We start from the raw sequence: 14,046 nt of genomic DNA, 5'->3' as shown, positions 1-14,046 counted from the left end.
CAACTTCTTCGTTACCGGCGAATCTCGTTCGCACCAGCAACTCTTATAATATATCACACTCTCAATTATTTAGCAAGCTTTTTTTTGAAAACTTTTATTTCATTGAAAGCTGCGATATATGCCCGCTCAGAAGCGGCAAGAAATAATATATCACAGCATTCCTATGTAAGTCAACTCTTTTTTGAAAATCAGTAAATGACTTCTTCTATATAGAGTTGACGCTGTTGCATCAGGTTAATGATCTCTCCTTGAACCGATACCATTGGTCTCGTTGGATGCTGGGCGTCCGTAAATACGATTTCTCCCGAAGTACTATTGCTCAACCGGACTCGAGTACCTGAATGCAAGGCCGTTACCTTTTGGATAAAAGTCTGAACGATCTTTGGATCCAGCTTGCCAAAGGCCTCTAGTTGAATTTGTTCCAGCACAACATAAGGGGATTGAGCATTCCGATAGAACTTATCCAGTGTCATCGCATGAAAGATATCCGTAACAGCAACGATCTTGGCATAGATATGAATCTTGTTCCCTTCCAGCCGCAGTGGATACCCCGAGCCATCTACTTTCTCATGATGCTGGAGAGCTGCGAGCCGAACTCCTTCATTCACAGCCGCAACATTCTTGAGAATCTGATAACCGTAGGTCGTATGCTGACGCACTTCTTCGTTCTCTTCTTCGGTTAATTTGGAAGGTTTGTTCAACACAATCGGATCAATCTTGGCATTTCCGATATCATGCAGCAGTCCCGCAAAGGCAACCTGCATCCAATCTTTCTGCGGGAGCCCCATCCATTGTGCCAGCTTATAGGAGGAAAGGGCACATAGCACGGCACTGTGATACCGATAATCATGGCGATTGGTCATGCGAGGAATGAATTTAAGGATATGATACTCATGTTGGTGTTTTAATAAGTTGTCCAATTGATTACGAACTTCATACATTCGCAGCTCGCCTGTTATGGCGGACTGGTAACAGTTTTTGACAAGGGTCATGGTCTTGTCGTATTCCTCATGCAACGCCAAGTCTTTTCGAACAGGTGCCTCTTCGTTCCCACTGCCCTGTTGATTCCCCGTAAAGATCAGCGACGGCTTCTGTCCGGCAGATTTTACGGTCGGTATTCTTGTACTATCTGCTTCAACGGATTCTACAATTACATGGTCCACCATGAAAGCTTTTAATACCTCTAGATCCCGGGGAAGCAAAACTTTCCCTTTGTGAAGCAAAAGCCCCCCCAGAGGTGTATGCACATCTTTGGCCAGCTTTACTCCAGCCACCACTTCATTCACGGCTTTGATCGTCATGATCAACCCTCTCCATCTATTAAGCTGCGTCGCGGCAGCAAACTCACCTTATAATATACATATTATAGTTCGTCTTTTGCGGCCTGTACAATACCATTTCCCTGAATTTGTAATCCGGTAAGGCAAAAAAGAGCATGAATGCAAATTTGCATTCATGCTCGATACTATCGTTTATTCTTCTGTCGGCTCAACCGGCTCTGTGCCGTCCTGACCTTCTTCTTCCTCTTCACCCGCTTCAGGCTCATCGCTCTTGTCCGCACGGCACACGGTACCTACGGAATCATCCTCACGGATGTTGATCAGCTTCACGCCCTGAGCATAACGGCCCATGGTAGAGATGCCCTCCATGCTCGTACGGATGATGGTGCCGCTTGCCGTAATAATCATGAGATCCTCTTCGGATTTCACGACCTTAAGTGCTACAACCGGTCCATTTTTCTCCGTAATATTGATGGTCTTGATCCCTTTGCCGCCACGGGTCTGGCTGCGGTAGTCGCTTGCAGGCGTCCGCTTGCCGTAACCTTTGGTCGTTACAATAAGGATATCAAGCTCCTGGTCCACCACGTCCATGCCAATGACTTCGTCATCGTCATCCAGCGTAATCCCTTTAACTCCCGTCGCGCTTCTTCCCATCGAGCGAACATCGCTCTCCTTGAAGCGGATGGACATGCCTTGAGCCGTTCCCATGATGATCTCCTGCTGACCATCTGTCAGCTTAACCTCGATCAGGGAATCATCCTCGCGCAGGTTGATCGCAATCAGACCGCCCTTGCGGATATTGACATAATCCTCAAGCGGAGTTTTCTTAACGACACCCTGCCGCGTGGCGAAGAACAAGAAATTATCGCTGTCAAAGCTCTCCACCGGGATCACGGCATTGATCGACTCGCCCTGTTCAATCTGAATCAGGTTGATGATCGGCGTTCCGCGGGCGGTACGGCTAAGCTCTGGAATCTCATAGGCTTTCAACCGGTACGCTTTCCCTTTGTCCGTGAAGAACATCAGGTAGTGGTGGGAATTCGTGACGAAGAGATGCTCGACAAAGTCTTCACTCTTCGTATCCATCCCCACAACGCCGCGGCCACCCCGCTTCTGGCTGCGATAGGTGTTCGCAGGCAGACGCTTGATGTAACCGGTATGCGTAATGGTGATGATCACTTCTTCCCGTGGAATCAGATCCTCATCCAGAATGCTGTCTTCCCCGACCGTAATTTCAGTACGGCGTTCATCCGAGAAGCGCTCCTTAATCTCTTGGAGCTCATCATTGATAATTTGAAGCACAAGATGCTCATTAGCCAAAATCTCGCGCAGTTCAGCGATTCTGGCAAGCAATTCTTGGTACTCGTTCTCAATCTTCTCGCGTTCGAGTCCGGTCAGGCGCTGCAAACGCATATCCAGAATGGCCTGTGCCTGCTCATGACTAAGGCCGAAACGCTCCATCAAGCCTTCGCGGGCTGCCTCTGTAGTCTGCGACGCGCGAATGAGGGCAATAACCTCATCGAGATGATCCAGCGCAATCCGTAAACCTTCGAGAATATGAGCACGAGCTTCCGCCTTCTTCAGTTCAAACTCGGTCCGGCGACGGATAACGATAACCTGATGCTCCAAATAGTAGAACAGCACGTCGCGAAGGTTCAAAATTTTCGGCTCATTGTTTACGATGGCCAGCATGTTAATACCGAAATTAGACTGCATAGCGGTATGCTTGTACAGGTTATTCAAAACGACATTCGGGTTGACGTCCCGGCGCAGCTCAATAACAATCCGCATACCGTTACGGTCCGACTCGTCGCGGAGATCCGTAATGCCGTCAATCCGCTTATCGCGAACCAATTCCGCGATCTTCTCAACCAGTCGAGCCTTGTTCACCTGATACGGAATCTCGTGAACGACAATGCGCGCCTTGTTGTTATTCTCTTCTATGGTTGCTTTCGCCCGCATCGTAACGGACCCACGGCCCGTACGATATGCTTGGCGAATCCCCTCACGTCCCAGAATATATCCCGATGTCGGGAAATCCGGTCCTTGAATATATTCCATCAGTTCCATCGGCGTGATATCAGGATTTCGAATCATCGCCTGAACGCCATCGATAACTTCACCGAGATTATGAGGCGGAATATTGGTAGCCATACCTACTGCGATCCCGGACACGCCGTTTACCAGCAAGTTAGGATAACGCGCAGGAAGAACGACCGGCTCCTGTTCCTCACCATCATAGTTAGGAGCAAAGTCTATTGTCTCTTTATTAATATCTCGCAGCATTTCCATAGCAATCTTCGATAAACGAGCCTCGGTATAACGCATAGCCGCTGCCATATCGCCGTCAATGGATCCGAAGTTTCCGTGTCCATCAACAAGCATATAACGCATGGAGAAGTCCTGCGCCATCCGAACCATGGATTCGTAAACAGCGGAATCACCATGAGGATGGTACTTACCGATAACCTCGCCAACAATTCTTGCCGATTTCTTATGCGGTTTATCCGGGGCCATTCCAAGTTCAGACATCGCATATAAAATACGACGGTGTACTGGCTTCATTCCGTCCCGTACATCCGGCAAAGCCCGGCTGACAATGATACTCATCGCGTAGTCCATAAAGGACTCGCGCATCTCGGTACCGATGTCACGATCTTTGATTTGGGAGAAATTTTCTTCCGCCATGCTGGACCTCCTTCATTTTCCTATCAACCATGCCTTGATCTATGTGAAAAAAGCAGAATAGTGATCAGAAACCTAAAAACGCACTAACCTTTATTATATTACTTTCACAAACCGTGCACAATTAAACACGGGATGGATCAAGTGAAAGAATGATTTTTGCCCGGAAACCGGGATATACGCCCTGTCCTCCGTGCCCCTTTTCACATACAATGCATTGCACAGGACTTTTCGTAGCATCACATCTTTATATTATACCACTGTTTGTCATACTTGTCCTATGTTTTCCGGGTTTCAGCTCTCTTGCTGGAGATGCCCCGATTCTTTCAAATCAACCGGATGGACACTAGTTTGTTTACGAGGCAGGTCAAATCCTGTCACTCCCATCATACAGCTGGAAAGGATGAAGATGGTTGACTATCCAACGCGTTGCAAGCAAGTGGGCGAAAACAAAAATACTCTTGAAAAATAAAGGTCTCGCCTCTTATATTCCCTCTACCCGCCAGTACTCATTGGAGGCGCTTGGTGACATGCTGGGCACACATACGCTTGTGTATATCAAGCCTGACCGGGGGACCTACGGCGTCGGCGTCATGTCAGTCGAGCAGCTCCAATCCCAAAACGGTGATGCCGACGAAACCACCACCACTTCCTACAAGCTTCGTTATGAACAGAAAACTGAAATATTCACCTCCCTGGAGAGCCTCAATAAAACACTGAACGCTTTGTTTCAGGGGAAGGATTATCTCATTCAGCAAGGCATCCATCTGCTTCGCCATAAAGGCCGCCCCTTTGATCTACGTGTACTTACTCAGAAGAGTCCATCTGGCCAGTGGGTGAGCACAGGAATAATCGGGCGGGTAGCGGCCAAGAATAAAATCATTACCAACCACCATAGCGGTGGGGCAGCCCAGCACTATAAACCGCTGATGACCGAGCATATGACGGCGGAAGAGGCAGAGAACATCCGTAAAGAGCTGAATGTGCTTGGGGTGAATGTCGCATCGCAGCTGCAGAAATCCTATCCCAAGCTGAAAGAAATCGGCCTCGATATTGCCATCGACGGTCGCTGGAACATCTGGATCTTGGAGGTTAATACCAAACCTGCACTGTTCCCGTTCAAGAAATTTTTCAAAGATCCCAGCGTCTACAATCAAGTAAAAAAATATGCAACCTCTTATGGGCGTAACTTAACCGGCAAGAAAAAAGCCAAAAAGATCGGTTAGCCTGCGATATATGTTAATCCCAAGATTCATGGCGAACGCACCAAATCACGTCTATCGGGAAAATTAAAGGGGCAGTCCCTGAGGCCTTCACAGACCTTGGGATGCCCCTTTTTGATTTATTAACTTTATACGTCCAGATTACGGACCGACTTCGCATGCTCTTGAATGAAATCCCGCCGCGGTTCAACGTTATCGCCCATCAGGGTATCAAACAACGTATCGGCCAGGATTGCATCTTCAATGGTCACCTGAAGCATGGTACGGCTCTCTGGATCCATCGTCGTCTCCCACAGCTGTCCGGCATTCATCTCGCCGAGACCTTTATAACGCTGCACGTTAATTTTGACGTTCTCACCGAATTCCTTAATGATCTCGTCGCGTTCTTTCTCACTGCCGGCATAACGAATCACCTTATTGCGCTCGATCTTGAAGAGCGGCGGTTGGGCGATATAGATATAACCCGCTTCCACCAGCTTACGCATGTAACGGTAGAAGAACGTCAGCAGCAAGGTACGAATATGCGCGCCGTCAACGTCGGCATCGGTCATAATAATGATTTTGTGGTAACGGGCCTTGGACAGATCGAAATCTTCCGCAATCCCCGTACCCAGCGCCGTAATGATCGCCCGGATCTCCGCATTGGAGAGGATGCGGTCAAGCCGCGCCTTTTCCACGTTGAGAATTTTACCCCGAAGCGGCAAAATGGCTTGGAAATGCCGATCGCGTCCCTGTTTGGCGGATCCGCCGGCAGAGTCGCCTTCGACGATGTACAGCTCACTGATGGAGGCATCCTTGGAAGAGCAGTCTGCCAGTTTACCTGGCAATGCGCTGACTTCAAGCGCACTCTTCCGGCGTGTCATCTCGCGGGCTTTACGCGCCGCTTCACGCGCACGTGATGCCTGGAGCGCCTTCTCCAGGATCCGACGGGAAACCGACGGATTCTCCTGCAGGAACTCCTGCAGCTTCTCAGCGAACAGGGACTCCACAATACCGCGCACTTCACTGTTGCCTAGCTTGGTTTTGGTTTGTCCTTCGAACTGCGGCTCCGGTACCTTGACCGAGATGATCGCCGTCAATCCCTCACGCACATCGTCACCCGACAGGTTGTTGGTGTTATCTTTGATCAATCCCGTTTTGCGGGCATAGTCGTTGATAATCCGAGTGAGCGCACTCTTAAAGCCGGATTCATGCGTTCCGCCTTCGTGCGTGTTGATATTATTGGCAAAAGAATAAATATTCTCGGTATAGCTGTCGTTGTACTGGAGCGATACTTCGACCTGAATATTATCCCGTGAGCCCTCAACGTAGATAGGGTCTTCGTGCAGTGCTTCCTTCTTCTCATTCAGGAACTTGACGTATTCAATGATTCCGCCTTCGTATTTGAAATAGTCGGAGGCACCCGTACGTTCATCCGTCAGCGTAAGCGCAATGCCCTTGTTCAGGAACGCCAGTTCACGAATCCGTGTAAGCAGCGTGTTGTAATCATACTCTGTTGTTTCCGTGAAAATCTCCGGATCCGGCAGGAAGGTTACGGTTGTACCGGTATCGTCGGCATCCCCGATGACCTTGATATCATATTGAGGTACGCCGCGATGATACTCCTGTTGGTAGATGTGCCCGTCACGTTTGACTTGAACCACGACTTTCGAAGACAGTGCATTCACGACCGAGACACCAACACCATGCAGACCGCCGGATACTTTATATCCGCCGCCGCCAAATTTACCGCCGGCATGAAGGACGGTCATAACGACTTCCAGCGTCGACTTCTTCAGTTTGGCGTTCTCGCCGACCGGAATTCCGCGCCCGTTATCGACAACGGTAACACTGTTATCCTCATGGACAATGATTTCGATATGGTCGCATATTCCCGCCATCGCCTCGTCAATACTATTGTCCACAACTTCCCATACCAAATGATGCAAACCCTTGGCACTGGTTGACCCGATATACATTCCGGGACGTTTACGAACGGCTTCCAATCCTTCCAGTACCTGAATCTGATTCTCATCATATGTCGGTTGATTCATAGACATGCCTTCACCTACTTCTACAGATTCTGTTATGCCTGAGCTACAAAATGATTTGCTCGTTTCTTAAGCGTTGCAGAGGAGATCGGAGAGTAATAGACGATTGATTTCGTTACCACAATGGATTTCGGATCCTCTTCGCCAATCATCTCCACGACTTTATGCTGCTGGGCATGCGTGACGAACTGCTTGGAGATTTTTGAAGATTTCTCTATCGAGATATCAAAAATCCCAACCAGCTCCGACGAACGGATGATCTTCTCTCCGCCCAAATGAATATACATATGGAATCACTCCTTAAGAGCCCACCTGTCCGTCATGGACATGAAAAATGCTGGCACCCTTCAATTTGTCGGTATTCAAACTCTCAATGCCCGTCGCCGTGATGAATGTCTGCACTTTGCTCTGGAATGTCTCGATCAATTGTGTCTGCCGGTACGGATCCAATTCAGAAAGCACATCATCCAGAAGCAGCACCGGATATTCACCGATCTCTTCCTGTATCAGCTCGATTTCAGCCAGTTTCAAAGATAGCGCCGTCGTCCGCTGCTGACCTTGAGATCCATACGTTTGGACTTCTTTGCCATTAATATAAAAAGCCAGATCATCTCGATGAGGACCTGCCAATGTCATACCACGCCGTATTTCTTGCTCTTTCATTTGTGATAATTTTATCATAAATGTCTCAAATAAGACAGCTTCATCTTCTTCCTCCGCGTCAGCAAAGGACGGAAGGTAGTGTAAAGAGAGCTCTTCCAGGCCGTTTGTGATTCCCTGATGAATGCTCTCAGCCCACTTTTGCAGCTTTTTTATAAATTGTTTCCTCTTCTTGACGATTTTAACACCATGCTCTGCCAATTGGCTGTTCCAAATGTCCAGCATCGCTTGTTCGGCACTGCCCTTTCCCCATAATTGCTTCAGGAGATTGTTGCGCTGCACAAGCACCTTCTGGTATTGCTGCAGGTGAAACAGGTAGCTTGGCGCGACCTGCCCGATCTCCATGTCAAGAAACCGGCGGCGAACCCCCGGCGTGCCTTTGACAATCTCCAGATCCTCGGGCGCAAACATCACGACATTGAGCGAGCCGATGAAATCGCTAAGCTTCCGCTGCTCGAGTCCGTTGATTTTTGCCTTCTTCCCCTGCTGAGACAAACTCAGCTCCAGCCTCAAGGGGCCGTACTTGCGCTCAATCTCGGCTGATATATGCGCACTGGACTGCTCAAATCCAATCAATTCGCGGTCCTTGGAGGTCCGATGGCTCTTCGTTAATGCAAGCACAAAGAGCGCCTCCATCAAATTCGTCTTTCCTTGGGCATTGCGTCCGATGATCAAATTGACATCGCCAAACGCCTCAAGCTGCAGTTTCTCGTAATTTCGATAATGCTGCAGGCTGACATTTTTGACAAACAAGCTTATCCTCTCCCTCGTCTTCCGCGCTTAGCGCCAAAGCGGCTGCGGGAGGCTGTCTATTGTGCTGCCACCTGAAACGTCCCGCAATCCTCTACCTTGACGATGTCGCCGGGAACCAGTTTGCGTCCGCGCCGCTCTTCCTTCTCGTCGTTGACCAGAACTGCCCCTTCCGCAAGCAGCGCCTTCGCCATCCCACCTGTGGATACGCAATCTGAGAGCTTCAAGAACTGATCCAGCTTGATATATTCACTGTGGATAAATATTTGTTTCATGACCTCGTCCTTTCATCCCTATCAACATGGGGATAACTTTAATTGGCCGTACGGTACGGCAGAATAATATATTGGCTCTTGCTGTCGTCCAGCGGTTTAAGAATGATTGGGCTCATTACCCCCATAAAAGCGATCATCAGCTGTTCACTTTCAACCACCTTTAACACGTCCAGCATATATTTGGAGTTGAATGAGATGCGCAGCGGCTCCCCTTTGAAATCGATCAGATCCAATTCTTCACGCACTTTACCAAGCTCGGAGGAGCTGGAAGAGATCTCGATGCCGCCTTGTTCCATCGTTTGAAGGAGAACAATGTTCGTTTTCTCCTCTTTGGAGAGCAGGTAGGCGCGGTCGATCGACTCGCTTAATTTTTTTGTGTCCAAAACGAGTTCTGTTTTATGCGATGTTGGAATAATTCTAGAAGTATCGGGATAAATGCCGTCCAGTATACGGGAATAGAACAGAACACGGTCAATTTTAAATAATACCTGATTATCGGCCACAACGATATCCACCAGCGTATTTTGGTCCGGAATAATTTTGCTCAGCTCATTCAGCGTTTTACCGGCAATGACGACATTGTTGAACGAGATGTCCTGTGCATTGTCCAGTTGTGCGGAGCGAGTTGCCAATCTGTGGCGGTCTGTTGCGGTAAATTTCAATTCATTATCGTTCAGACTCCATAATACCCCGGTCAAAATAGGCGTTGTTTCATGGGTGGAAATGGAGAATACCGTTTGCTTGATCATGTTTTTCAGCAGATCTCCGGGCAAAGAAACGGTTTGACTGTCTTCAATGTTTGGCAATACCGGGAATTCTTCCGGGTCCAAACCCACCATCTGAATTTCCGTAGCTCCCGAAGAAATAAAGGTGTGGAAGTTCTCTTTTACCTCCATCTGGATTTCTTGGGAAGGGAGTTTCTTGATGATTTCAACAAAAAATTTGGCCGGCAGCACAACGCTGCCAGGCTGCTCTACCTGGACGATGGTGTGCTTCTCATCTTCCGAAGGAATAAACGATTGAATGGAAATATCAGTATCGCTAGCAGTTAGTGTGACACCCGAATACGTGACATCCAGTTTAATGCCGCTGAGGATCGGAATCGTGGTTCGGCTGGAAATCGCCTTGGATACGTGTTGAATGGATTCGTTTAATACATTTTTCAATATGCTGATTTTCATCAATTTCACTCCTTACGGAAAAATGAGAGGGGTTTTTTCACTTGGCGAATGCCAAGAGGATCCCCCTCTTTATGGTTAAATTATTTATTAATTATTATTAGTAATAGTAATAGGGGCACTGAATATGTGGATAAGCCCCAGAAAAGGCATAAAATTAAGCCTATCCACATGTGTATAGATTGTGCATAGGCTTTGAACTTGTTCAGGTTGGATTTTTGATTTTCTCCGTAATATTATTGACCACTTTGAACAACTCCTGGTCATTTTTCAGAGATTGGGTAATCTTCTCATGGGCATGGATGACAGTGGTATGATCCCGGCCTCCGAATGCTTCTCCGATCTTGGGAAGGGAATAGTCGGTTAATTCGCGGGACAGGTACATGGCAATTTGCCGCGGAAATGCAACGGCTTTGGTTCGTTTGCGGGCTTTGAAGTCTTCCAGCCTGAGGTTGTAATACTCGCCGACCTTCTGCTGGATGTCCTGAATCGTAATCATTCGCGGCCGGCTGGACGGGATGATATCCTTCAGGGCTTCGGCTGCCAGATGCGTTGTTACGTCCTGATTGGTCAGGGAGGAATAGGCAACGACACGGATCAGGGCACCTTCGAGTTCACGAATGTTCGTATCGATCTGATTGGCGATATACATCATGGCTTCGTTCGGAATATCCAGATTCTCGGCCTTCGCTTTCTTGCGAAGAATGGCGATCCGCGTCTCCAGATCCGGCGGTTGAATATCGGTGATCAATCCCCATTCGAACCGGGAACGGAGCCGTTCTTCCAGCGTCGGAATCTCCTTGGGCGGCCGGTCACTGGATATGATAATCTGCTTCCGCTCTTCGTGCAGGGCGTTAAACGTATGGAAAAATTCCTCCTGCGTCGATTCTTTGCCTGCCAAGAACTGAATATCGTCAATGAGCAGAATATCGACGTTGCGGTACTTGTTGCGGAAGCTTTCAGCGCGGTTGTCCCGAATGGAGTTGATGAACTCGTTGGTGAATTTCTCGGAGGAAATATACACGACTCTGCTGCTGGGATTGTGCTCCAGAATATAGTGGCCGATGGCATGCATCAAGTGGGTTTTTCCAAGTCCAACTCCACCATATAGGAATAATGGGTTATACGCCTTAGCCGGAGCTTCGGCAACAGCGAGCGATGCAGCATGGGCGAACCGGTTGCCTGAACCGATGACAAAGGTATCAAACGTATACTTCGGATTCAGCATATGAGACTGAATTTCTTCCCCGGATATTTCTAGCGGCGGCGAGATCTGCTGCGGCACAGGTTCGTGTCCTTTGGCCTCCTCAATGACGAAGCGGACATCCACCTGCTTGCCCACCACCTCCAATACGGTTGCACTAACCAGCTTGGTGTATCGGCTCTCCAGCCATTCCACAGCAAACGTTGTCGGTGCGGAAATGACGACGGAGTGATCGTTAATGGTCAATGCCTTGGTAGCTTTAAACCAAGTGTCAAAACTCGGTTTACTCAGCTTGGTTTGTATGATCGATAATATTTCTTGCCATAATTCGGAAGTATGGCTTTCCAAAACTGTCACTCCTTTAAATCTTCCAAATGTGGCTAGAGCCATGTGTGGAATTGTCGAAAGAAAATGAATGATGTCTAATTATCCCCAGAACTAACTCCTGTGGAAACAAAAAAATATGGATAAATTGAAATTGTTCACAACTTTATCCACAGCCTGTTGATAATATTATAGCTTCATTCACATATTCACAACCAAAAGTAATATCATCATAGCAAAAGAAGGCCTTATTTTCAATGTATGTCGCTAATTTATCCACAAATTCAATACGTTGTGCATAATTTTTATTCACACCACTATATATTGTTTATAATTTGTTTAGCCTTCGACATCATTGGCCTCAAAGCGCAAAAAATTATTCACAGGTTGTCCGATTCGCAAGCAGAATTTTCTTCTCTCACCATCTGTTCATAACTTATGGTTGAATGTTCTAGCAACCCACAAATCGACCAAAGGTGAAAAATGGCTGTGGATAGTCTTAAATGGAATCGATAGATTTCCAATTGAGGGCTTTTTTCGGAGCGGGGGAACCATGGATGCGGACATATGAAGTGAGTTATCCTGACGGAAGGACCTACCTCATGAAACCTGACCGAAGCTTTCTTGCTTACGACGAGAGGATTCTCACTGTGGATATTTTTTCTCAGGCATTATGACAAAAAAAGCCCGTTTTCGCCATGGATCGGATCCATCGAAAACGGGCTTTTATTTAAAGATATCCAGAAAAAATAAACCTCGCAGCATGACATATCGCAAGAAAAACAATATCTGCACACGTTCTGTATTTTTCCTCAAGAATATTCGTCGAATCAAGATTGTTCCTTCTATAGTAATCTTACGATTGCTCGAATCGGCGCTGGAATTCGGTAATGGCTTCATAATCTTCTTCCAGCTTGCGCGAAATGCGGATAAAGATCGGCAGCAGAGCCTTATAAACATCAGAACTTTCCTTCACAGGCTGGTGTTCATGCGTACCGCCGACCATCGTCTCTACAATGTCGAGCGAATCCGCTCTTCCTGTAGCGTACAGACCGAGGACTACGGCCCCAAGGCAAGAGCTCTCGTAGCTCTCCGGCACGATCACCTGCTGGTCAAAAATATCCGCCATCATCTGCCGCCAGATCGGTGAACGGGCGAAACCTCCGGTGGCGTGAATTTTGGCCGGCCGGCCGATTTGTTCCTCCATCGCCAGCAGAACGGTATACATATTAAAGATCACGCCCTCCAGCACGGAGCGGATCATATGCTCTTTTTTATGATTCAGGGTTAAGCCAAAGAACGATCCACGTGCATTCGGATCCCATAATGGTGCGCGTTCTCCGGTTAAGTACGGGTGGAATAGCAGCCCGTTCGAGCCTGGCGGAATACGGTCCGCGATTTTGGTTAGTACATCATAAGAATTGATGCCGAGCCGCTTAGCGGTTTCGACCTCAGAGGCAGCAAATTCATCGCGTACCCAGCGGAAAATCATGCCGCCGTTGTTGACTGCGCCGCCGATAACCCAGTGCTTCTCCGTTAATGCATAGCAGAAAATACGACCCTTCGGATCGGTCATCGGCTTGTCGACAACCGTACGGATCGCACCGCTCGTACCGATGGTAGCGGCAACGACTCCCGGCTTGATGGCATTCACGCCGAGGTTCGACAGGACGCCGTCTGCAGCTCCAAGCACGAAGGGTGTGGAAGTGGAGAGCCCCATGGCTGCGGCATACTCGCTTTTCAGGCCTTCCATGATATGTGTAGTTGGTACGATCGTAGATAAATGGTCCTCCGTGATGCCAGCGAGCTCCAGCGCCTGCTGATCCCATGCCAGATCCTCAAGGTTCATCATCCCGGTACTGGAGGCAATGGAGTGGTCCACAATATATTGGCCGAATAGTTTGAAGTAAACATATTCTTTAATCGAAATGAATTTAGCTGCTTGGTTAAAGAGGGAGGGCAGCTCATGGCGCATCCACATCAGCTTGGTCACAGGGGACATCGGATGGATCGGAGTTCCGGTTCTAAGGTACAGCTCCATACCGCCGAGTTCTTTTTTGAGCTTCGCAGACCAGGCAGCACTGCGGTTGTCGGCCCATGTAATACAGCGAGTCAACGGGGTGCCTTGGCTATCTACGGCGATAACGCTGTGCATGGCCGCACTGAAAGAAACGAATAGAACTTGAGCAGGATCTATCCCGCTCTGCGTCATGATCCCTTGAACAGAGGAAATGACGGTCTGAAAGATTTGCTCCGGATCTTGCTCCGCCGTAGAGGGAGTAGGGGTGAGCAGCGGATATTCACCGCCGGCTTTGGCTACAACCTCACCATTCTCTTTGAAAAGGACCGCCTTGGTGCTGGTTGTTCCGATATCGACACCGATCATATAGTTCTGAGTACTCATGAGACATACCTTCTTTCTACGTAAGGGCACCCG

At 48.3% G+C, this 14,046-nt stretch carries 11 protein-coding genes; 2 read left to right on the top strand and 9 right to left on the bottom strand.

Going from position 1 to position 14,046, the window contains the following annotated elements; genetic code table 11:
• Window positions 1–195 (top strand): hypothetical protein (locus DP091_RS31575; RefSeq protein WP_220091167.1); only part of this gene is annotated, 195 nt, incomplete at its 5' end.
• On the opposite strand, the gene DP091_RS12090 is transcribed toward DP091_RS31575, so the two are convergent.
• Window positions 189–1,301: an HD-GYP domain-containing protein gene (locus tag DP091_RS12090; protein WP_113058547.1), complete on the bottom strand. Its 1,113-nt coding sequence runs from the start codon at window positions 1,299–1,301 to the stop codon at window positions 189–191. The two genes, DP091_RS31575 and DP091_RS12090, sit on opposite strands and share 7 nt — an antisense overlap.
• A gap of 171 nt (window positions 1,302–1,472) precedes the next feature.
• Entirely contained in the window at window positions 1,473–3,968 is a 2,496-nt protein-coding gene (gyrA, locus tag DP091_RS12085; protein ID WP_113058546.1) for a DNA gyrase subunit A, read from the bottom strand.
• A gap of 410 nt (window positions 3,969–4,378) precedes the next feature.
• Between gyrA and DP091_RS12080 the strand changes: the two genes are divergently transcribed.
• Window positions 4,379–5,191, top strand: coding sequence for a YheC/YheD family protein (locus tag DP091_RS12080; protein ID WP_113058545.1), 813 nt, complete (start codon window positions 4,379–4,381; stop codon window positions 5,189–5,191).
• Between the two features lie 125 nt (window positions 5,192–5,316).
• Here DP091_RS12080 and gyrB read toward each other — a convergent pair whose 3' ends face one another.
• From gyrB to gntK, 7 genes are all read right to left on the bottom strand, one after another.
• Window positions 5,317–7,227, bottom strand: coding sequence for a DNA topoisomerase (ATP-hydrolyzing) subunit B (gene gyrB / locus DP091_RS12075; protein WP_113058544.1), 1,911 nt, complete (start codon window positions 7,225–7,227; stop codon window positions 5,317–5,319).
• 26 nt (window positions 7,228–7,253) lie between these two features.
• Window positions 7,254–7,505 carry an extracellular matrix regulator RemB gene (gene remB / locus DP091_RS12070; protein ID WP_071219299.1) on the bottom strand — a complete coding sequence of 84 codons (252 nt, stop codon included), beginning with the start codon at window positions 7,503–7,505 and terminating at the stop codon, window positions 7,254–7,256.
• Between the two features lie 13 nt (window positions 7,506–7,518).
• Window positions 7,519–8,631 carry a DNA replication/repair protein RecF gene (gene recF, locus DP091_RS12065; RefSeq protein WP_113058543.1) on the bottom strand — a complete coding sequence of 371 codons (1,113 nt, stop codon included), beginning with the start codon at window positions 8,629–8,631 and terminating at the stop codon, window positions 7,519–7,521.
• 56 nt (window positions 8,632–8,687) lie between these two features.
• Window positions 8,688–8,903: a S4 domain-containing protein YaaA gene (gene yaaA, locus DP091_RS12060; RefSeq protein ID WP_009591516.1), complete on the bottom strand. Its 216-nt coding sequence runs from the start codon at window positions 8,901–8,903 to the stop codon at window positions 8,688–8,690.
• Between the two features lie 38 nt (window positions 8,904–8,941).
• Window positions 8,942–10,084: a DNA polymerase III subunit beta gene (gene dnaN / locus DP091_RS12055; protein WP_113058542.1), complete on the bottom strand. Its 1,143-nt coding sequence runs from the start codon at window positions 10,082–10,084 to the stop codon at window positions 8,942–8,944.
• 202 nt (window positions 10,085–10,286) lie between these two features.
• Window positions 10,287–11,633, bottom strand: coding sequence for a chromosomal replication initiator protein DnaA (dnaA, locus tag DP091_RS12050; protein WP_113058541.1), 1,347 nt, complete (start codon window positions 11,631–11,633; stop codon window positions 10,287–10,289).
• An 832-nt stretch (window positions 11,634–12,465) separates the two neighbouring features.
• Complete coding sequence (gntK, locus tag DP091_RS12045) at window positions 12,466–14,013, bottom strand: gluconokinase (protein ID WP_113058540.1); 1,548 nt, start codon at window positions 14,011–14,013, stop codon at window positions 12,466–12,468.
• Between the last annotated feature and the right edge of the window lie 33 nt (window positions 14,014–14,046).

Origin of the sequence: Paenibacillus sp. MDMC362, from assembly GCF_003269305.1 — a bacterium.
Classification (GTDB): domain Bacteria; phylum Bacillota; class Bacilli; order Paenibacillales; family Paenibacillaceae; genus Paenibacillus_AQ.
Note: the sequence above shows the minus strand (reverse complement) of the source record. Positions and strands in the feature narration are given on the sequence as shown.